The following is an 18757-nucleotide window of genomic DNA, read 5'->3' on the forward strand; positions in this document are numbered from 1 at the left end:
TACGCACCGCTGGAACTGGCGGCGCGCAAGCGGACAAGGCGCGTGGTGTCGTTCGATGATCTGCTGTCCAACCTGTATCAGGCGCTGGCCGCGAACCCGTGGCTTGCCGATGCCCTTCGGACACGTTATCCGGGGGCGTTGATCGACGAGTTCCAGGACACCGACCCGCTGCAGTTCGCGATCTTCAACAGCATCTTCGCGCCGCAAGGGCCGTTGTTCCTGGTTGGCGATCCGAAGCAGGCCATCTACAGTTTTCGTGCCGCTGACCTGCACACGTATCTGCAGGCGCGCGAGCGGGCGTCGGCGCGATATACGCTCGCGGTCAACCAGCGTTCGACTGCGCCGATCATCGATGCCTGCAACCGCATTTTCAGTGCGAACCCGGCGGCGTTCATCCTCGATGGGCTGACCTATCAACCGGTGCGCGAAGGCACCCGCGAGCGCAAACCGTTCAGCGACAACACCGCGTCGGTCGCCTATTCCGATACCGCCGATTTTTGCGTGTGGTTATTGCCGCAAGGCGATTCGGCGCTGTCGAAAACGAATGCGAATCGTCAGGCTGCGGAGGCGTGCGCGGCGGAGATCGTGCGTTTGTTGCGCGGCGCTCAGAACGGTGAAGTCACCATCGGCGAGAAGCCCTTGTCGCCCGGTCAGATAGCAGTCCTTGTGCAGACGCATCGGCAGGGAAGTCTCGTCAAGCGCGTGCTCGCGAGTTGGGGCGTGGGTAGCGTGGAACTGGCGCAGGCGTCGGTGTTCGGTACGTTCGATGCCGAGCAGATCGAGCGTCTGCTGGCCGCTATCGATACCCCCGGCGACTTGCGCCGTCTGCGCGCGGCGCTTGCAACGGATTGGTTGGGACTCGATGCCGAAGCCTTGTGGAACCTGGAGCATAGCGAAGCGGTAGAGGGTTCCACCGATGCCATGAGTTGGGTCGAGCGTTTCTCGCGTTATCGGGTGTTGTGGCACGAGCGCGGTTTCGCGGTCATGTGGCGCACGCTCGCCCGTGAGTTGTTGATTGCGCAGCGTCTGGTTGTTGGTCCCGACGGCGAGCGTCGCTTGACGAACGTCAATCATCTTGCTGAGTTGATACAAGCGCGCGGCGCGGTGCAGCCGGGCATTGCGCCGACGCTTCGCTGGCTTGCCGCGCAACGCGCGGAGCAGGGCGGCGCAGAAGATGCGCAGTTGCGGCTTGAGTCCGACCGCAATCTGGTGCAGATCGTCACGGTGCATAAATCGAAGGGACTCGAATATGCGGTTGTGTTCTGCCCGTTCCTGAACGACGGCGCGTTGCGCGAGCCGCCTTCCTCTGGATTGCCCGATGCCCGCGAATATCACGACGACGGCGCGGCCGTGCTGCATTACGGCTATACCGACGAAGAGGGTGAGCGCGCGGCGGGCTTCGCCACGCGTGAACAAGCGGCCGAGCGCGCGCGGCTCGTGTATGTGGCGCTGACGCGCGCGGTGTATCGGTGCTACGTGGTTGGCGGTGTGTATCTGATCGGTAAATCGGCGAAGGAATCGCGGCGTAGCGTGCTGAACTGGCTGATCGCCGGTGCGGGTCGCGAGTTCGGCGACTGGCTCGCCGAGCCGCCCGAAGAAGACGATGTGATCGGAAGTTGGCAAGCGCTTGCCACTGGGTCGATTTCGGTAGAACCCTTGCCTGTGATCGACGTTCGCGAACCGCTGGTCGTGCGCCGTGACACGGCGTTTGTGCCGCAGCCACGAACCAGTCGACGCGTGTTGCGGGACAGTTGGCGAACCGCGAGCTTCAGTTCGATGATTGCGGCCGGCGCGCGCGAGGAATCGAACCAGCCGCAGCCCGCCGATGAACGTCCTGACCACGACGGTCGTATCGACGCAATGACATTGGCTACGCCGCTCGAAACGCCATTGCCCGTGGCCCCGATCCCACTCGATACCGACGATATCCTTGCGTTCCCGCGCGGACCGTCGGCGGGTGAATGCCTGCACCGGATGTACGAACTCGCGGATTTCATCAAGCCCGCCACGTGGCCCGAAGCGATCAAGCGCGCGCTGCATGAACATCCCATTCCCGTTTCCGCGTCCGAAGCGCTGGCTGCCAACTTGCCCGCGATGATGGCGCGCCTTCTCGCTGATACAGTCGCGACCGAACTCGTACCTGGCATGCGTCTGGACGCCATCGCCACGAAACGGCGCATGAACGAACTCGAGTTTCTCTTTCCGGCGGAAGCGCTCGATTTCGCGGCGTTGCGGCGCGTGCTCGTTGCACACGGTTTGCCCGACGTCGCACTCGAAGCCGGAAGTTTGCGCGGCTTCGTCAAAGGATTTATCGACATGATCGTCGAACACGAAGGGCGCTTCTGGATCGTCGACTGGAAGTCGAATCATCTGGGGTTGATGCCGGCCGATTACGACGAGCCGTCGCTCAATGCCGCAATGGCCTCGCATGCGTATCATTTGCAGGCGTTGTTTTACGCTGTCGCGTTGCATCGTTACCTGCGCATTCGGCTGCGCGACTATGCGTTCGAGCGGCATATCGGTGGTTATTTGTATTTGTTCGTGCGCGGCGTGCGGCCCGATTGGCGCGATGGTGACCGGCCGGCGGGCGTGCATGTGGGCAAGCCATCGCTGGAGCTGATCGAGGCGCTCGACCGCCTGATGCAAGGAGTCGCCGCATGAACGCGCCCGATCCCACTCTCATTCCCGACGAAAGCGTTGCGCTTGCCGACGGTTTCGCGCGCCGCATAGGCGCGTTGTCGAAGCGCCTTCAGGGCGATGCCAACAACGTGCGCTGGGCGCAGCGCGCTGCGTTCGCAGTGAGCCGCGCGACGACGCAAGGACACGTGTGTCTCGCCCTCGACGCGCTCGCGCAGCGATATGGCGAAACCGCGGGTACGGTGCATACCGCGTTGATGGCAAGCGGTGTGGTATGTGACGGTGAAGAGGCCGCTGCGGATCTGCTGCCCCTCGTCATCGATTCCGGCCGGCGTATCTATCTCGCCCGATATTTCGACTACGAACGGCGGCTTGCGCGGGCGCTGGTCGAACGTGCCCACCCGTTTGCTGAGGCAATTGATCCGGCTGAATTGAAAGCGCGCGTCGGGCGGTATTTCACGGCGTCAAAAAATGACGACATCGACTGGCAACGCGTTGCGGCATTGGTCGCGTTGTCGGGGCGGTTGACTATCGTGAGCGGCGGGCCAGGAACGGGGAAAACGACGACAGTCGTCGGCGTGCTCGCGTGCCTGCTCGACGAAAATCCGGCTTTGCGCATCGCGCTCGCGGCCCCGACCGGCAAGGCGGCGCAGCGCATGCAGGAGGCGCTGGTCGAACGGGCAAGCATTCTGCCGCCCGAGCTGGCCGCACGCCTGCCACGCACGTCGTTCACGCTCCAGCGCCTGCTCGGCACGCAGGCGAACGGGCGTTTCCGGCATCATCGCGACAATCCGCTGCCGTTCGATGTGATCGTGATCGACGAGGCATCGATGATCGACGTCGCGCTGGCCGCGCATCTTCTCGAAGCGGTCGCGCCTGGCGCGCGGCTTGTGATGCTCGGTGACAAGGATCAACTCGCTGCCGTGGAAGCGGGCGCTGTATTCGCCGAGCTAAGCGCGCGGCCGATTTTCAGCGATGCAGGCGCGGCGCGGATCTCCGCGGCCTTGTCGATGCCGGCGGATCGGTTCATCGCGGAACTGCCGAACGATGGCGAAGATCAAGCGGCGCCGATACAAGAAACCGAACCTTCATGGCTCGACGAGCCCGGTTACCTGATCCCCGACGACGGCACCGAAGCTTACGAAGCCTTCGCCAGCTTGCCCGAAGTCGACTGGCATCCGGTGGCGCCTATCCCGCTCGATCAAACCGCGGCAAGTCCGTTGACCGATTGCGTCGTGTGGTTGCAGCGAAATTACCGGTTCGGCCTGGATTCGGATATCGGCAGGTTGTCGGTCGCTATCCGGCGCGGTTCCGCGGACGAGGCGCTTGCCGCTTTGACGCCCGATGGCAAGGAAGACAAAACGAACGCAGCGATGCTCATCGACGATGCCGGCCCCCATCTCTCAGAGCGCACGCTCGCGCGCTTGAATGCTGGTTTCGAACCGTACGCGCGAGCGCTTGCCGAGGCGCTCGAAGAGGGAACCGGCGCAGCACCGCTTTTCGATGCGCTTAATCGCTTCCGCATCCTCGCCGCGACACGGCATGGACCGCGCGGTGTCGATGAAATCAACGCGCGTGTCTCGGCGTGGGTTCGCGCGACCGCATCGGTCACGCTGGGCGCGGGCGCGCAATGGTTCGCGGGACGGCCGGTCATCGTCACACGCAACGACTACGCGCTGGGCGTGTTTAACGGCGATATCGGCATTGCGCTGCCGGCGCCGGGCGGTGCCATGCACGTCTGCTTCCGCATGGCCGACGGAACATTGCGAACCCTTTCGCCCGCCGCTTTGCCGCCACACGACACAGCGTTCGCGCTGACCGTCCACAAATCACAGGGCTCGGAATTCGATCACGCCGCGCTCGTGTTGCCGAGCGCGTTTGGCCGGATGTTGTCGCGCGAACTGGTTTATACGGCGATTACGCGGGCGCGCAGCCGCGTCGACGTGATCGGCTCGGCGGCCGTGTTCGCACAGGCCGTTGGGACACCTACGCGGCGTGATTCGGGTCTGGCCGCGCGCATTGTGGAGGCGGCATCGTGAATCATTCGATCGAGTATGTGATCCAGCCGAACGAGGTCGAGCTGACCGCCGTGCGCGCGCAGGGTGCGGGCGGACAGAACGTCAACAAGGTGTCGAGCGCGATTCATCTGCGTTTCGACATTCACGCGTCGTCTCTGCCGGACACGATCAAGATGCGCCTGCTCGCGTTACGCGACAGCCGCATCACGCGCGACGGGGTGATCATTATCAAGTCGCAGGAGCACCGCACTCAGGACATGAATCGTGCGGCAGCGCTTGCGCGGCTCGACGAGATGATCCAGCGCGTCAGCGTGACGCGCCGCACGCGCGTGGCGACGAAGCCGACGCGGGCATCGCAGATGCGAAGAGTGGAGGGGAAAGTGCGGCGAGGAGCCGTGAAAGCGACGCGGGGACGCGTCGTGGGGGAGTGAGGCTCCCCCGGCCGTCTTCAATGCGGAATCATCCACGTCAGCACATTCTGTTGCAGCCAGACCAGCACACCGAGCAGCACCGTCAGCAGGATGGAATGCTTGAACGTCTTGGCGAAAACCACCCCTTCCTTGCCTTTGAGTTCGGTGGTAGCCACGCCCGTCGAGATGTTCTGCGGCGAGATCATCTTCCCCATCACGCCACCGGATGAATTCGTGGCGGCCATCAAAATCGGATTGAGATTGAGCTGCCGCGCCGCCACGACCTGCAGGTTGCCGAACAGCGCGTTGCCGGACGTATCGCTGCCGGACAGGAACACGGCGACCCAGCCGAGGAATGCCGACACCAGCGGGAAGAGCGCACCCACCGACGCCACGCCCAGGCCCAGCGTGTAGTTCATCCCGGAGTAGTTCATCAGGTACGCGAGCCCGACGATGGTCGCAACCGTGAAAATGGCGATGCGCGTCTGCACCCACGTATCGACAATCGCTGCGCCAAATTCGCTCACCGGCAGCCGCACGATCAACGCAGTGATGATCGACGCGACCAGAATCGCGGTTCCGGTCGCGAGCGGCTGGAAGTCCCAGATCGCGCCGTACGGCTGGTTATAGAGCGTGATGAAGACGGCTTTATCGAGGCCGGGCCACGGCACTTTGACATCGCCGATAAGGAAGATCTTCGCCACCGTCCACACGATCACGACCACCGATACCACGATCCACGGCACCCAGCCGTGCCCGCCGGAGAGCTCTCCGCGGGTTTGCGCCGCGCGCTCCACGTTGACGGCGAAACGCTCGTCCGGCGCCGGTTTCCAGACACGCAGGAACGCAATCGTGAGGATGAGCGACACGAGTGACGAGAGCACATCGGTGAGCGCGTAGCTGATGAAGTTCGACGTGACGAATTGCGTCAGTGCGAACGTCCCGCCCGCCACCAGCAGCACCGGCCATATCTTGAGCATGTTGCGAAAGCCCGCGTACACGCCGATCACGTAGAACGGCAGCATCAGCGCGAAGAACGGCAACTGTCGGCCGACCATCTTGGCGAGAGCATCGGTGGGCAGATGGGTGACTGCGCCGAGCACGGTAATCGGCACGCCGAGCGCGCCGAACGCGACCGGGGCGGTGTTGAAGATCAGGGTGAACGTGAGCGCTTCGAGCGTTGGAAAACCGAGCAGGATCAGCAGCGAACTGGTGATCGCGATGGGTGTGCCGAAACCGGAGATACCTTCCAGCAGCGCCCCGAACGAGAAGCCGATCACCACCAGCACAATGCGCCGGTCGTTGGGCAGGTTATCCATCATCCAGGTCCGGAACGCTTCGAACCGGCCCGAACGCTGCGCAATGTTGTAAAGCAGGATCGCAGCGAAGACGATCCACATGACTGGCCATACGGCGAACACGGCGCCTGCCGCGACGGAATCGATTGCGAGACCCACGGGGAAATGCCAGACGGCGATGGCGATCACGATGGCAACGATCAATCCGGCGAGCGACGCTTGCCAGGCTGGCCGGCGCGCCCAGCCGAGCAGCACGAGCACCACGACAATCGGCAAGGCGGCGACGAGAAAGGACAAGCCGAGTGAGCCGCCGACAGGCGTCAGAATCTGATGAAACATGATGTCTCCTGCTTCTTATTTTGATGAACGCGTGGCGTTCTCCGATCTTGGGCGACCGGTGGTGACAGCCCCGTGGGCTTGTTCGGTGCGCAACAGGCGCGCCGCCGCCCGACACACAGTGCGAAGTAAGCGCTTGCCTAATGTGTCTGGTCTAAGAATAGAGCGAGGATGACTCGCGTCAAAGAAGGGAATACCCATAGTCCTCCGGCTGCACGCAGCGTCATCGGGCGGTGGCTTCCTGCGTCTCGGAAACATCTCTTGCGGGCGCGTCGCGGAACACCCAGCCGGAGAGAACGCCGAGACAGGCGGCGAGCCAGAGCAGGATCGGCGCGAAGACCAGCATGGTGAGGATTTCTGTAACCGCAGCGCGCTGAGCGGCGCAGCGACGGGGAATTTCCGCGAAAAACGTGCCAGATCAAGACGATTGCCACGACGCTTTCCGCGACGGGTTTTTTACAAGACTGAACATCGCGCCGATGAGGTGCGCAAAAAGACAAGCCTCGCTTTTTCAGCGCGGCTTGTGTGGAAGCGTTACCTCGAACGGGTAAGGCTCGCCCAGGCGGTAGCGCCGAGGGGCATTATCGTCACTGAGCTCAGTGACGATAATGCCCGTGGCCACCGCCGCCCCACCAGCCGAAGCCGATCGACAACGACGGTCCGTAATACGCGGGATAACCGTAATAGGCAGGATAGGGCGCGTAGACGGGGTAGCTCGGGTAATAAGCGGGATACGGAGCGTAGACGACCGGCGGCGCAGCGACGTACTGCGTTGTCGTCGACGAATAAGTGGACGGTGCGTTATTCGTGCTGGAAGCGCCGGCCGGCGTGACCGGAATTTCCTGCTGCGTTTGGGCTGTGCTGACCACGGGGACGGAGGGGTAGGCCGGATACGCCGGGTAATAACCGTAGGGCACGTAGTAACAAGCACTTAAGCTCAAAGCACCCACGAGGGCGGATAGTGCGAGCTTCGGGCTCATGATGCGACTCCTGATTGCGTCGAAACGCGGCCGTTCGAATAAACGGCATATCTACAGCCTAGCGCATCGCTGAAACGCCGGAAAGCGCTGGTGCTTACCTCAATGTTTCGATCTGTTTCACCACCTGAAATTCACACCCGGCCGCCCTGTTATCGAAAGAGAGCGCGAAAGAGAGCGGCCGGGCGAAGCGATCGAAGAAAAGCCCTCGATACGCTTGGTTACTGGTGGTTATTGGCGGTTATTGAGCGATCTACTTGCCAACCTGATTGCCGATCAGACCGCCTGCGGCTGCGCCGCCAAGGGTCGATAGCGCATTGCCACCGATCGCCGCACCCGCGACGCCGCCCACCCCTGCGCCGATGGCTGTATCGCGTTGCCGCGTTGTCATGTTGTCGCAGGCAGAAAGGCCGCCGAGAAGTGCGGCGATGAGAGCAGCAGCGCCAATCTGTTTGAGCTTGTCCATTTCAACTCTCCAAATCGATGATTCACGAAGATGTGACGGGTTGTAGCTGAAAGCTGAAACGGCTCGGCTCTTGATCACGCCGGGATTACCCTGAGCGGATGAGCCTGACTGTCCACGTCCAACCCGAGGCGAAAGACAGTTTTCGCCGATCCTTTCAATATAAGAGCAGAAACAGTGCCCGACTGCGGTATTCAGCAGACAAGTACTGAATTGAGGAGTTGAGCGCTGGCCAACGCAAAACGGCCTGTCGCACATGACATGCGACAGGCCGTTTTTACTTGCGCGCGAGATGGGTCGTTCTTACGTGCGCTGGTAAATCTCCGCGCCCTTCTTCACGAACTCGATCGCCTTCGTTTCCATGCCCTGCTTCAGCGCCTCGATATCCGATACCCCTTGCTTCGCCGCATATTCACGGACGTCCTGGGTGATCTTCATCGAACAGAAGTGCGGGCCGCACATCGAGCAGAAATGCGCGACTTTGGCGGAATCCTTCGGCAGGGTTTCGTCGTGGAATTCGCGCGCCTTGTCAGGATCGAGGCCGAGATTGAACTGGTCGTCCCAGCGGAATTCGAACCGTGCCTTCGACAACGCGTTGTCCCGCACCTGCGCGCCCGGATGGCCCTTCGCCAGATCGGCGGCGTGCGCGGCGAGCTTGTACGTGATGATCCCGGTCTTCACGTCGTCCTTGTTCGGCAGGCCGAGATGTTCCTTCGGCGTGACGTAGCAGAGCATGGCGGTGCCGAACCAGCCGATCATCGCGGCTCCAATACCCGACGTGATGTGGTCGTAGCCCGGCGCGATGTCCGTGGTCAGCGGTCCGAGCGTATAGAACGGCGCTTCGTCGCACCAGTCCAGTTGCAGGTCCATGTTCTCTTTGATGAGCTGCATCGGTACGTGACCCGGACCTTCGATCATCACCTGCACGTCGTGCTTCCATGCGATTTGCGTCAGCTCGCCGAGCGTCTTCAGTTCGCCGAGCTGGGCTTCGTCGTTGGCGTCGTAGATGGAACCCGGACGCAGGCCGTCGCCAAGCGAGAAGCTCACGTCGTAGGCCTTCATGATTTCGCAGATGTCTTCGAAGTGCTCGTACAGGAAGCTTTCCTTGTGATGAGCCAGACACCACTTCGCCATGATCGAGCCGCCGCGCGAGACGATACCCGTCATGCGGTTAGCGGTCATCGGTACGTAGCGCAGCAGCACGCCCGCGTGGATCGTGAAGTAATCCACGCCTTGTTCGGCCTGCTCGATTAGCGTGTCGCGGAAAATTTCCCAGGTGAGGTCTTCAGCCTTGCCGTTGACCTTTTCGAGCGCCTGATAGATCGGCACCGTGCCGATAGGCACCGGGCTATTGCGGATGATCCATTCGCGCGTCTCGTGAATATGCTTGCCGGTGGACAGATCCATGACCGTGTCGCCGCCCCAGCGGATTGCCCACGTCATCTTGTCGACTTCTTCGCCAATCGACGACGTGACCGCCGAATTGCCGATGTTCGCGTTGATCTTCACCAGGAAATTCCGGCCGATGATCATCGGCTCGCTTTCCGGGTGGTTGATGTTCGCCGGGATGATCGCGCGGCCGCGCGCGACTTCCTCGCGCACGAACTCGGGCGTGATTTCTTTCGGCGCGTTCGCACCGAAAGCCTGGGCGCCGAACGCTTGACCAGGATGCTGGCGGCCCATCATCGCGGCGAGCTTTTCGCCGTTCGGACCGCTCGTACGCAGCGATTCCAGATATTCGGCGCGGCGCTGGTTCTCGCGGATCGCGATGTATTCCATCTCCGGCGTGATGATGCCTTGCCGTGCGTAGTGCATCTGCGAGACGTTCTTGCCCGGCAGCGCGCGGCGCGGCGTGCGATGCAAACCCTTGAAGCGCAGATCGGCGGTGGCCGGATCGGCGGCGCGTTCGCGGCCGAAATTGCTCGAGAGACCACCGAGCGATTCCGTATCGCCGCGTTCTTCGATCCAGCCCTGACGCACGGCCGGCAAACCCGAGCGAATATCGATAGTCGCTTGCGGGTCCGAATACGGACCGGAGCAATCGTAGACGTACACCGGCGGATTCTTCTCGCTGCCGAAGCTTTCGTTGGTATCGGATTGCGTGATTTCGCGCATCGGCACGCGGATGTCGGGACGTGAGCCCGTCACGTAGATCTTGCGCGAATTGGGCAGCGGCGCGATCGCGGCGGCGTCGACGACAGCGTCGTCGGACAGGAATTTCGGGTTGGCGTTCATGCGGCTCTCCTGTGGGGACGGGTGTTTCCCAGCCGGCCGGCGAAAAACGCATAGGCGCGCGGAATCGGCTGAGTCAAACGCTAGCTACGGGAGACCGAAGAAAAAGCAGAGAGAGGAGGCGGGCGGATTTGGCGAGGATGCGCGAGGAAGAGACAGACCCAGAAAGACCCCAGCGCGGCAAAATCCGAACGCTTCCCTGCGCTGGCATTATCCAGATCAGGTTCAAAGGGTATTTCTCACCCGCGACACACGGACAATCAGCAGCAGATTGCGATGTGCAGCGCAGGACCCCCGCGTTAGCAGCCGTCACGATACACCGCGCCGTAGCGTGTTGGCAACCATCTGTAACACACCCGGGTGTGCGCGCGGCGCTTACTGCATAATGGCGACCACCGTGTTTTCCCGAATGCGTTCCGACATTTTTCGCCCGATCGCTCCGGCAAACTCGCGGCGGCTCGATGCCGGCTTTTGAAGCCGGCATCGAGCTTCGGCACTTTGTTGCCCGACCCTTTTTTCTGCTTCCGACATGTTGTCCTGCCTTGCCCGTTTTGCCGCGACGCTCGAGCGGCATGCGCGCCGCTCATCGCTTCACCCGGTTTTGGGTGAGGCGAAACCGGCGGCTGTAAGCCTGGCCGTTTGGCCGGCTGACGTTGCAGTCATCTTCGCTGCGGAGTAACGGATGTCCACATCGTTGCCGCCTTCGCAGTCGCCGGTTTCGTCATCGTCATCCTCAGCTTCGCAGTTCGCGCCGCCACAGCAGCCACCCGCGCAGCCCTTGGCCGACGTGCTGCCATTTCCGCAGCCGCCATCTGACGCGCAAGCGCGAGCCGAATCGCAATCGCCGGTCGAATCGCCGAGCGTAACGCAGCCACAAGCGCCAGCCGATGCCCCCGCGCGTCGCCCGTTTAATCTTCCCAACCATTTCCCGTTTCGCCTTCCCGCGACGCGCAGCGGCCGTGTGGCGCTCGCGCTCTGCGTGGTGTACCTCGTCTGGGGTTCGACCTATATGGCGGTGCATCTGTCGCTGGAATCGTTTCCGCCGCTGATGCTCTCCGGGCTGCGCAACCTGTTCGCCGGTATCGGCTTGTTTATCTTCGCCGCGCGCCGCGATCCAGTCTGGCCGACTTTCGCCGAAGTGCGTAATGCAGCGGCAGTCGGAACGCTGCTCGTGGGGTTATCGAGTGGCATGCTCGCGTTTGGCATGCGCACGGTCGAGACCGGCACGGCCGCCGTCATGGTCGCGACCGTGCCGCTGTTCGCGACGGTTATCGCGGCTATCGCCGGCCGCAAAGTGGCGCAGGGCGAGTGGGTCGCGGTGGGCCTCGGGCTGGTCGGGATCGCGTTGCTGAATCACGGCGATCCGTCGTCGGGTTCCACTGCCGGCAGCCTCGCGATTCTCTGCGGCGCGATTTTCTGGGCAGGCGGTTCGTTTCTCGCAGGTCGTCTCAAGCTGCCGTCCGACTTGCTGGTATCGACTGCGCTGCAGATCAGCCTCGGCGGCGCGATGGCGACGATGGTCGCGTGGCTGTCGGGTGAGCGCATCGTGAGCATGGGGTTCACGCCGTTTTTGGCCTACCTCTACCTGATGCTCGTCGGTTCGATGGCAGCGTATGTTGCGTATGCCTACCTGATCCGGCATACGAGCCCGATCATCGCAAGCAGCTGCATGTATGTGAATCCCGTGGTGGCCGTCGTGATAGGTGCGCTATTCCTCGGCGAGGTGATCACGAAATGGACCGTAATGGCGACACTGATCATCTTGGCAAGCGTCGGCTTGTCGTTCTGGTTCGACTACAAGAGGCGTGGGCTGGTTTGAGGGGGCGTGAGGATCGGGAGCGCAAGAACAGCGGGCTTTTTCTCGAAACGGCCAGCCTTTGATTTGGATTCGCAGCAACATCAACCATTGATACGGCCATTGCCCATATGGCATTCGCTGCAAAAAAAGCATAGAACTCTATTTTTAATAAAGCATTAAACTCTATAAATGGCACAACACAAAACTCTGGATATAATACGACACAAAACTCTATATATGGTCTGACATCTCGGGGCGAATCTCGTGGCGGCACCCAATGAAAAACTTGCGTCCTCCCTGCAGATTCTCAAGGCGCTGCAGGACCGTGGCATTTCGGTATTCCGGGGCAGTGCGCATCCCGAGCTCACTCGTACACACCGCGAACGGCTCCTCGCTGCCGGATTCCTCAAGCCCGTCATACAAGGTTGGTACCAGTCCAACAATCCCGAAGACGACGAGGGTGACTCCACGCACTGGTACGCGAACATGGAGACGTTCGTGGCGGCCTACGCCCACGCCAGGTTCGGCGATCAATGGCAGTTGAGCCCTGAGCTCTCGCTTCTGAAGCACAGCGGCTACACGAGCGTCGAGAAACAAATCCTGCTGCATTCGCCCTTGGCGGCCAATCAGCCGCAGGCATTGCCCCATGGCTGCTCGATGTTCCTCTATCAAACCAAGCCTGAGTTGCTAGCGCAAGGTCGTGCGCCGAATGCAAGCGGGCTGCTACTCGTTCCCCTGCCCGAAGCATTGATTCGAGCTAGTCCGAGTTTTTTCCACACGCATGAGCTTGCGGCGCAAATTGTGACGCGGCAGGTTGACATCAGTTCACTTACGGCCCGACTACTCGAGGGCGGTCACAGCGTCGTCGCCGGCCGCATGGCAGGTGCGCTCCGGGCGGTCGGCAGAGCCACCGACGCCGAGCAGCTCGTCCAGACGATGAGGGCAGCGACATACGTAGTGGTCGAAGACAATCCGTTTGAGCGGCCCTTGGCCCATATTGGCGGCCGGATGAATGAGTCCCCGTACGTTCAGCGCATCCAGGCCATGTGGTCGAGCATGCGGGAAATCGTGATCGACCGGTTCGAGGGCATTCCACGTTTGTCGAATCTCGACAGTGAAGCGCTTCTCCACGATATCGAAGCGAGGTACGTGGCGGATGCGTACCACTCGCTGTCTATCGAAGGTTATCGGGTAAGCACGGACCTTATCGAAAAGGTTCGCAGCGGCGACTGGAGTCCGTTGATCAACAAAGAGGACCGCCAGGCGCGCGACGCGATGGCAGCCAAGGGGTACGCCGAAGCCCACAAAAGAGTTCGCCTCCTGATTGGCGAGGTAGTGGCGCAAATGAACGAACCCGCTATTACTCTGCGACGGGATTTTTCACAGTGGTACGTGACTCTGTTTTCGCCGAGCGTCACCGCGGGTATCTTGAAGGCCAGCGACCTGGCCGGTTATCGCAACAACAATGTGTTTATTCGGAATGCCTTGCATGTGCCCCTCGCGCCGGAAGCTGTTCGCGATTGCATGCCCGCGCTCTTCGATTTGCTGCTGGCTGAAGATCATCCGGGCGTACGCGCCGTACTCGGTCACTTCATCTTTGTGTTCATCCATCCGTACATGGACGGCAACGGTCGTCTTAGCCGCTTTCTGATGAACTACTTGCTGACAACAGGCGGCTATCCCTGGACTATCGTGACCGTGCAATCCCAGACGGCGTATCTCGCGGCGCTGGAGCAAGCGAGCACGTATCGAAACATCAAGCCTTTCGCCGATTTGATTTGCGGACTGATCGAGTCTCAAGCGGCTGAGCCTATCGAGCGCATCACGCAGCGCCCCGAGTCCGGAAGCTGGACAGCTCCACCGCCTGATTCCGATCCTTCGCATGCGTTTGCGTGAGACAAAAAAGAACCTCCGCGAGGAGGTTCTTTTTCAATCCAACTCTCAATCCCGGTGTGCCGGCACTAGCCGGCGCCGGTAGCGTATCGGACAGGTTCGCAGATCAGCCAGTTGGGGGCAAGCAGGTCTCCCAGGCCATTCCTGTTACTCCGCGCCGTGCTTATCCGCGGAATTCGTGATTGCGTTGCCGCCCTTCGAAAGGTCCTGGCCGGCGCCGGCTATCGTATTGCAACCCGCGAGCGCGGCGGTTCCGGCGATCAACAGCAAAGCGATGAGTCGAGTCATGAGCAATTCCCCTTGAGTTTGATGCGGGTACGCCGGCCGCTGGCCATAAAAGCGTGCCCGTTGTTCGAATCCCGGCCACCCGGAGTTTAAACGCATTGCGGCCTTGGCTACGACCGATCCTTGAAACTCCTTCGCGGGATTTGAACAACCAATGATAACCCCTGCCGACAACCGCTTCGATAGACCACACCGGTCTGGAGAATCCTAAAAAACTGCGTGTCCGCAGGCTATAGGCGCGGTCTGCATCTTGTGTCGGCGCCGTCCTACATGAGCGACAGCAACCGGAGGCGCACTTCAGACATCGAAGTTGCGCGCACGCGGCATGGCCACGCGGATATCGGTGCCATGCGGTTGGCGTCGTTCGATTTCGATATGCCCGCCCCGTGCGCTGACCCGCTGACGCATGCCCAGCAGCCCGTGCGTGTGCGTACGCAGCAGATCCTGCGGGCGGAGGCCGACGCCGTCATCGGCTATATGCATCGATACCCGCTCGTCGTCCAGCGCCAGCGCGATCGAAACGCGCGACGCGCGCGCGTATTTGGCCGCGTTCGTGAGCGACTCCTGCGCAACCCGGAATAACGCGATTTCGACTTCTTCGCCGAGCTTGATGTCCTCCTCGGGGAGCGCGAGTTCGAGTGTCCAGCCGGTGCGTTGCGCGGTTTCATCGGCGAGTGTGCGCAGCGCCGTGACCAGCCCGAAGTTGGCGAGCACGGTTGGCCGCATGTCTTCGATAATTCTCCGCTTCAGCGCAATCCCCTGGTCAAGATTGGCGAGCGCCCGGCCGAGTTTTTCGGCCATCTCGGGTTCCGTGGTTTTAAGCTTGTTGTTGACCCACGCCACATCCATTTTGCTGGCCGTCAGGATCGAACCGAGTTCGTCGTGCAGTTCGCGGGCAAGCTGGGTCTTCTCGTTTTCACTCACCGACTGCAAATGCCACGCGAGCGCTTCAAGTTGCCGCGTGCGCTCGAACACGAGCTGATCGAGCTCTTCCTGCTGCGTAATCAGCTTTTGCTGCACCCGATCCTGCTTGTCCAGCTGAATGCCGAGATTGCGGAACAGCAGCAGGAACAACACGATATTCAACGCACACAACGCGCCCACGCAGAAAGTGGAAATGCGTTGATCGGCGCGGCTCGCGTCGAGCGCGGCCTGCGCCCGGCGTTCTTCATTGAGACGGAGCAGGGCGAGCGCGCCATCGACGGTATCGGTGCTTGTTCCTGCTTGCGATGCGGAGCGTGCAGCCAGTCCCGCGCCGATCCGCGCGCCAAGAATCGCGCTGACCTGATTGAAACTGGCGAGCGCGGTGTCGTCGGCTTTGCGGCGATAGTACGCATCCAGCGACGCCACCGTTTGCCGGATCCTCGCCGCCGTCGCGTCGTAGAGCGCGGCGTAGGTGTTATCGGGTGCGAGGCGGAACGCGCGCTCATCGGCGGTCAGTGACGCGATATCCGCCGCGAGCGAGGTCAACTGCGTGGTCGCGCCTTTCGCCTCGAGCGCGGTCTCGTATTCCGCTGCGATGCGCATGCGGCCAGACTCGAGTATCACGAGGCCGCCGATGGTAATCACGATGGCCACGGTCATCGCGACGGCCCAGCTCCAGCGGCGCATCCAGCCGTTCAAACGCATCCCGAACCGGGTCGCGCGCCGCGTGACGCCAGCTACCGGGTTCGCCGCGCCGCCTTCGTGCAAAGAGGAAGTCATAGGGAGCCGCCGGGTTTTCTGTCCGGCCAGTGTAACTTTTCGCGCCGCGCGGGGTGGCTGAATCGCAGACGAGTTGCACTTTCAGTCGCGCTCGATTTGCGACGGATTAAAGGTGAATTGAAAGCGTTTGTCGGTGGAGTCCTACCTAAAAAACGGCGGGCGTCCAGATGGCAGTTCGCGACCGCCTCGCTAACATCCCGTTACTAGTCCAACCTTATTGGGGAGCCGATCATGTTGAAGTGGGCATTGTTTTTCGCCATCGTCGCCGTCGTCGCGGGCTTGCTCGGTTTCACCGGCATCGCAGCGGGCGCGGCCAGCATCGCGAAGTTCCTGTTCGTACTGTTCCTGATCTTGTGCGTGGTGTTCCTCGTACTCGGCTTTGTCATCACGAAGAAAATAATCGATTAGCGGCTTTAATCCTTGGCTAGTGCTATCACACCCTCACACGCTTCGACCGGCTTTATTCGAAACCCGTTCACCGGGCGGACGGCTTCACGTTTTCACGTCGGCCGTCCATCCGACAAACGGAATGCACGGCGCGAGCAGGCACGCCGTATGCGGGCGGTCTGCGGCAAAGCTCCTGTCACGAACCTGTCCTGCCGTAGAACAAAAAACACTCTCTTTCTGGAGCACATCCATGTCGAAATCGTCTGCTGTAAAAGCTGCACCGGCACCATCGAAGGAATCCGGCCGCAAGTCCGATCCGTTCGTACTGGACGTGGAAAAAATTCGCGCCGATGCGCGTCAACACATGGACGATGGTCCCGTCACATCGACCTACGGCGCCGACAAGGAAGTCGTGCTGAAGCTGCTGAACGACTCGCTCGCCACTGAGATCGTCTGCACGCTGCGCTACAAACGCCATTATTTCATGGCGAAGGGCATTCATTCGGAAGCCGTCGCGGCGGAATTCGCGCAGCACGCGACCGAAGAGCAGGAACACGCCGACACCATTGCCGAACGCATCGTGCAGTTGGGTGGCGAGCCGAATTTCGCACCCGACAGCCTCGCGTCGCGCTCGCATGCCGAGTACAAGGAAGGCGGCAATCTGATCGACATGATTCGCGAGAACCTGATCGCGGAACGCATTGCGATCGATACGTATCGTGAAATCATTCGCTATCTCGGCGAAAAGGATGTCACCACGCGCCGGATCTTCGAAGAGATCCTGGCAGTCGAGGAAGAGCACGCCGACGACATGGCGGACCTGCTCGACGGTCTCGACGGCTGATCAATGATTCATCATAAAAACGGCCGCGGGCAGCGCAGATGATTCGAGTGTTGATAGCGGACGATCACGCCATCGTGCGAAGCGGGTTCCGGCAATTCGTAGCCGATGAACCCGACATGGAAGTCGCCGCTGAAGCGTCCACCGGCGACGAAACCATCGCGCTCGTGCGCGCAAGCGCGTTCGACGTCGTGCTGCTGGATATCGCGATGCCGGACAAGAACGGGATCGATACGTTACGCGTGATCAAGCAGATTCGCCCGGAGCAGGGCGTGCTGATGCTGTCGGGTTTTCCGGAAAGCCAGTACGCAATCAACCTGTTGCGCGCCGGCGCCAACGGCTACCTGAACAAGGACGCGGCGCCCGACGAGATCGTGCGGGCCATTCGCACGGTGGCGCGGGGCCACCGGTATCTGTCGGAAGGTATCGCCGATGTACTTGCCGACAAGCTCGAGAAACCCGCGACCGAGCGCCCGCACGAGACTTTGTCCGAGCGGGAGTTCCAGATTTTTTGCAAGCTTGCGGGCGGCCAGATTCCGACGGAAATAGCGGAGGAATTGCATTTATCAGTGAAGACGATCAGCACGTATCGCGCGCGCGTTCTCGAAAAAATGCAGCTCGCGAACAATGCCGATCTCACGTATTACGCGATCAAGAACGGCTTGATCGAGTAGGAGGACGCCCGCCGTGGGCCAACAAACGATCGTCGACGGAACCGGATTCGCGCGTGAGCGGCCGCTGAGCGTACTGTTGATCGAGGACTCGCCGTTGATCCGGCGCAGCCTGGTGGAAGCGATCGATGCGTCCGGCGAACTGCAGGTCACCGCATGGGCCGACACCCCTGAGACTGCGATTGCGCTGCTGGCATCGCAGAGATTCGATGCGGTGATCGTCGATCTGCAATTGAAGCGCGGTTCCGGCATTGAGGTGCTGGCGTATTTGCAGCGCACCGGCATGACCGAGTCGACCTTCGCCGCCGTGCTCACGAACCATGCGCTGCCGGCTTATCGCGAGCACTGCCTGCAATACGGCGTGCGCCATTTCTTCGATAAATCCCTGGAATTCGACCGCGTTCTCGACGCGCTGCATCACTACGCGCGCGAGCGGGGTTGATCGCGGGAGAGTGCTTAACTCTCTCAGGCTTTCTTCAAAGGGCTTCGTGAATGGCTCAGCCCGGCAAGCCCGGTGGCTGCAAGCCCCGCGAAACACACGCCGACCCATCCGAACGCGTGCCATGCCAGCGATGCGACCGCCGACCCCGCTGCGCCGCAGATGAAATACACGACCATGTACACGGTATTCACGCGGCTGCGCGCTTCTGGCTTGAGCGCGTAGATCCTCGATTGATTCGATATCTGCGCGGCTTGCACGCCGATATCGAGCACGATCACGCCGATCACCAGCCCCACGAGGCTGTGTCCCGACAGCGCGAACACCACGAACGATATGGCCACGAGCACGATGCACAGCGAGACCAC

At 61.4% G+C, this 18757-nt stretch carries 17 protein-coding genes, 1 pseudogene and 1 riboswitch; of the genes and pseudogenes, 9 read left to right on the plus strand and 9 right to left on the minus strand.

The annotated features are described in order from the left end of the window. From EOS_RS32735 to arfB, 3 genes are all read left to right on the plus strand, one after another. Positions 1-2661, plus strand: a 2661-nt coding sequence (locus tag EOS_RS32735) for a UvrD-helicase domain-containing protein (RefSeq protein ID WP_047896363.1), incomplete at its 5' end; no start/stop codon positions are given. Then, positions 2658-4676, plus strand: a complete 2019-nt coding sequence (locus tag EOS_RS32740; RefSeq protein ID WP_047896364.1) for an AAA family ATPase — start codon at positions 2658-2660, stop codon at positions 4674-4676. The genes EOS_RS32735 and EOS_RS32740, both read left to right, overlap by 4 nt. Then, positions 4673-5086: an alternative ribosome rescue aminoacyl-tRNA hydrolase ArfB gene (gene arfB, locus EOS_RS32745; protein WP_235443032.1), complete on the plus strand. Its 414-nt coding sequence runs from the start codon at positions 4673-4675 to the stop codon at positions 5084-5086. Before EOS_RS32740 ends, arfB begins: the two co-directional genes overlap by 4 nt. A 17-nt stretch (positions 5087-5103) precedes the next feature. On the opposite strand, the gene EOS_RS32750 is transcribed toward arfB, so the two are convergent. The 6 genes from EOS_RS32750 to EOS_RS47260 form a co-directional block, all read right to left on the minus strand. Then, positions 5104-6702 (minus strand): L-lactate permease, encoded by a 1599-nt coding sequence (locus tag EOS_RS32750; protein ID WP_047896365.1) that lies wholly within the window; start codon positions 6700-6702, stop codon positions 5104-5106. Between the two features lie 220 nt (positions 6703-6922). After that, positions 6923-7045 (minus strand): hypothetical protein, encoded by a 123-nt coding sequence (locus EOS_RS48825; RefSeq protein WP_268760380.1) that lies wholly within the window; start codon positions 7043-7045, stop codon positions 6923-6925. 250 nt (positions 7046-7295) lie between these two features. Beyond that, a complete protein-coding gene (locus tag EOS_RS32755; protein WP_047896366.1) occupies positions 7296-7679 on the minus strand; it encodes a hypothetical protein in 384 nt (127 codons plus the stop codon). A gap of 250 nt (positions 7680-7929) precedes the next feature. Further along, positions 7930-8142: a glycine zipper 2TM domain-containing protein gene (locus EOS_RS32760; RefSeq protein ID WP_047896367.1), complete on the minus strand. Its 213-nt coding sequence runs from the start codon at positions 8140-8142 to the stop codon at positions 7930-7932. 300 nt (positions 8143-8442) lie between these two features. Further along, a complete protein-coding gene (gene thiC / locus EOS_RS32765; RefSeq protein ID WP_047896368.1) occupies positions 8443-10374 on the minus strand; it encodes a phosphomethylpyrimidine synthase ThiC in 1932 nt (643 codons plus the stop codon). Positions 10375-10549: 175 nt separating this feature from the next. After that, a riboswitch (TPP riboswitch) is annotated at positions 10550-10677 on the minus strand. 69 nt (positions 10678-10746) lie between these two features. Further along, positions 10747-10902, minus strand: a complete 156-nt coding sequence (locus EOS_RS47260) for a hypothetical protein (RefSeq protein ID WP_160312554.1) — start codon at positions 10900-10902, stop codon at positions 10747-10749. 151 nt (positions 10903-11053) lie between these two features. Between EOS_RS47260 and EOS_RS32770 the strand changes: the two genes are divergently transcribed. Next, on the plus strand, positions 11054-12190 hold the full coding sequence (locus EOS_RS32770) for an EamA family transporter (RefSeq protein ID WP_082163594.1): 1137 nt from the start codon (positions 11054-11056) through the stop codon (positions 12188-12190). Between the two features lie 243 nt (positions 12191-12433). Next, on the plus strand, positions 12434-14065 hold the full coding sequence (locus tag EOS_RS32775; protein ID WP_053064103.1) for a Fic family protein: 1632 nt from the start codon (positions 12434-12436) through the stop codon (positions 14063-14065). Between the two features lie 144 nt (positions 14066-14209). On the opposite strand, the gene EOS_RS32780 is transcribed toward EOS_RS32775, so the two are convergent. Together EOS_RS32780 and EOS_RS32785 are read right to left on the minus strand one after the other, a co-directional pair. After that, positions 14210-14350 carry an entericidin A/B family lipoprotein gene (locus EOS_RS32780; protein WP_047896377.1) on the minus strand — a complete coding sequence of 47 codons (141 nt, stop codon included), beginning with the start codon at positions 14348-14350 and terminating at the stop codon, positions 14210-14212. 294 nt (positions 14351-14644) lie between these two features. Beyond that, on the minus strand, positions 14645-16051 hold the full coding sequence (locus tag EOS_RS32785) for a sensor histidine kinase (protein ID WP_047896369.1): 1407 nt from the start codon (positions 16049-16051) through the stop codon (positions 14645-14647). A 231-nt stretch (positions 16052-16282) separates the two neighbouring features. Here EOS_RS32785 and EOS_RS45000 point away from each other — a divergent pair, with 231 nt between their 5' ends. The 4 genes from EOS_RS45000 (at position 16283) to EOS_RS32805 (ending at position 18392) form a co-directional block, all read left to right on the plus strand. Beyond that, a complete protein-coding gene (locus EOS_RS45000; protein WP_047896370.1) occupies positions 16283-16459 on the plus strand; it encodes a DUF1328 domain-containing protein in 177 nt (58 codons plus the stop codon). 229 nt (positions 16460-16688) lie between these two features. Further along, on the plus strand, positions 16689-17282 hold the full coding sequence (locus EOS_RS32795; RefSeq protein ID WP_047896371.1) for a ferritin-like domain-containing protein: 594 nt from the start codon (positions 16689-16691) through the stop codon (positions 17280-17282). Between the two features lie 38 nt (positions 17283-17320). Then, positions 17321-17953: a response regulator gene (locus tag EOS_RS32800; protein WP_047896372.1), complete on the plus strand. Its 633-nt coding sequence runs from the start codon at positions 17321-17323 to the stop codon at positions 17951-17953. A 13-nt stretch (positions 17954-17966) separates the two neighbouring features. Beyond that, positions 17967-18392: a response regulator gene (locus EOS_RS32805; RefSeq protein ID WP_235443033.1), complete on the plus strand. Its 426-nt coding sequence runs from the start codon at positions 17967-17969 to the stop codon at positions 18390-18392. Between the two features lie 23 nt (positions 18393-18415). Here EOS_RS32805 and EOS_RS32810 read toward each other — a convergent pair. Continuing rightward, positions 18416-18757, minus strand: a pseudogene (locus EOS_RS32810) (MFS transporter); the annotation flags it as partial.

The sequence above is a fragment of the Caballeronia mineralivorans PML1(12) genome (assembly GCF_001028175.1).
Taxonomy (GTDB): Bacteria; Pseudomonadota; Gammaproteobacteria; order Burkholderiales; family Burkholderiaceae; genus Caballeronia; species Caballeronia mineralivorans.

Excerpts from the sequence above, each read along its gene's own strand:
- EOS_RS32740 (WP_047896364.1), top strand. The coding sequence starts at position 2,658 with ATGAACGCGCCCGATCCCACTCTCATTCCCGACGAAAGCGTTGCGCTT.
- EOS_RS32750 (WP_047896365.1), bottom strand. The coding sequence starts at position 6,702 with ATGTTTCATCAGATTCTGACGCCTGTCGGCGGCTCACTCGGCTTGTCC.
- EOS_RS48825 (WP_268760380.1), bottom strand. The coding sequence starts at position 7,045 with ATGCTGGTCTTCGCGCCGATCCTGCTCTGGCTCGCCGCCTGTCTCGGC.
- EOS_RS32755 (WP_047896366.1), bottom strand. The coding sequence starts at position 7,679 with ATGAGCCCGAAGCTCGCACTATCCGCCCTCGTGGGTGCTTTGAGCTTA.
- EOS_RS32760 (WP_047896367.1), bottom strand. The coding sequence starts at position 8,142 with ATGGACAAGCTCAAACAGATTGGCGCTGCTGCTCTCATCGCCGCACTT.
- thiC (WP_047896368.1), bottom strand. The coding sequence starts at position 10,374 with ATGAACGCCAACCCGAAATTCCTGTCCGACGACGCTGTCGTCGACGCC.
- EOS_RS47260 (WP_160312554.1), bottom strand. The coding sequence starts at position 10,902 with ATGTCGGAAGCAGAAAAAAGGGTCGGGCAACAAAGTGCCGAAGCTCGA.
- EOS_RS32770 (WP_082163594.1), top strand. The coding sequence starts at position 11,054 with ATGTCCACATCGTTGCCGCCTTCGCAGTCGCCGGTTTCGTCATCGTCA.
- EOS_RS32780 (WP_047896377.1), bottom strand. The coding sequence starts at position 14,350 with ATGACTCGACTCATCGCTTTGCTGTTGATCGCCGGAACCGCCGCGCTC.
- EOS_RS32785 (WP_047896369.1), bottom strand. The coding sequence starts at position 16,051 with ATGACTTCCTCTTTGCACGAAGGCGGCGCGGCGAACCCGGTAGCTGGC.
- EOS_RS45000 (WP_047896370.1), top strand. The coding sequence starts at position 16,283 with ATGTTGAAGTGGGCATTGTTTTTCGCCATCGTCGCCGTCGTCGCGGGC.
- EOS_RS32795 (WP_047896371.1), top strand. The coding sequence starts at position 16,689 with ATGTCGAAATCGTCTGCTGTAAAAGCTGCACCGGCACCATCGAAGGAA.
- EOS_RS32800 (WP_047896372.1), top strand. The coding sequence starts at position 17,321 with ATGATTCGAGTGTTGATAGCGGACGATCACGCCATCGTGCGAAGCGGG.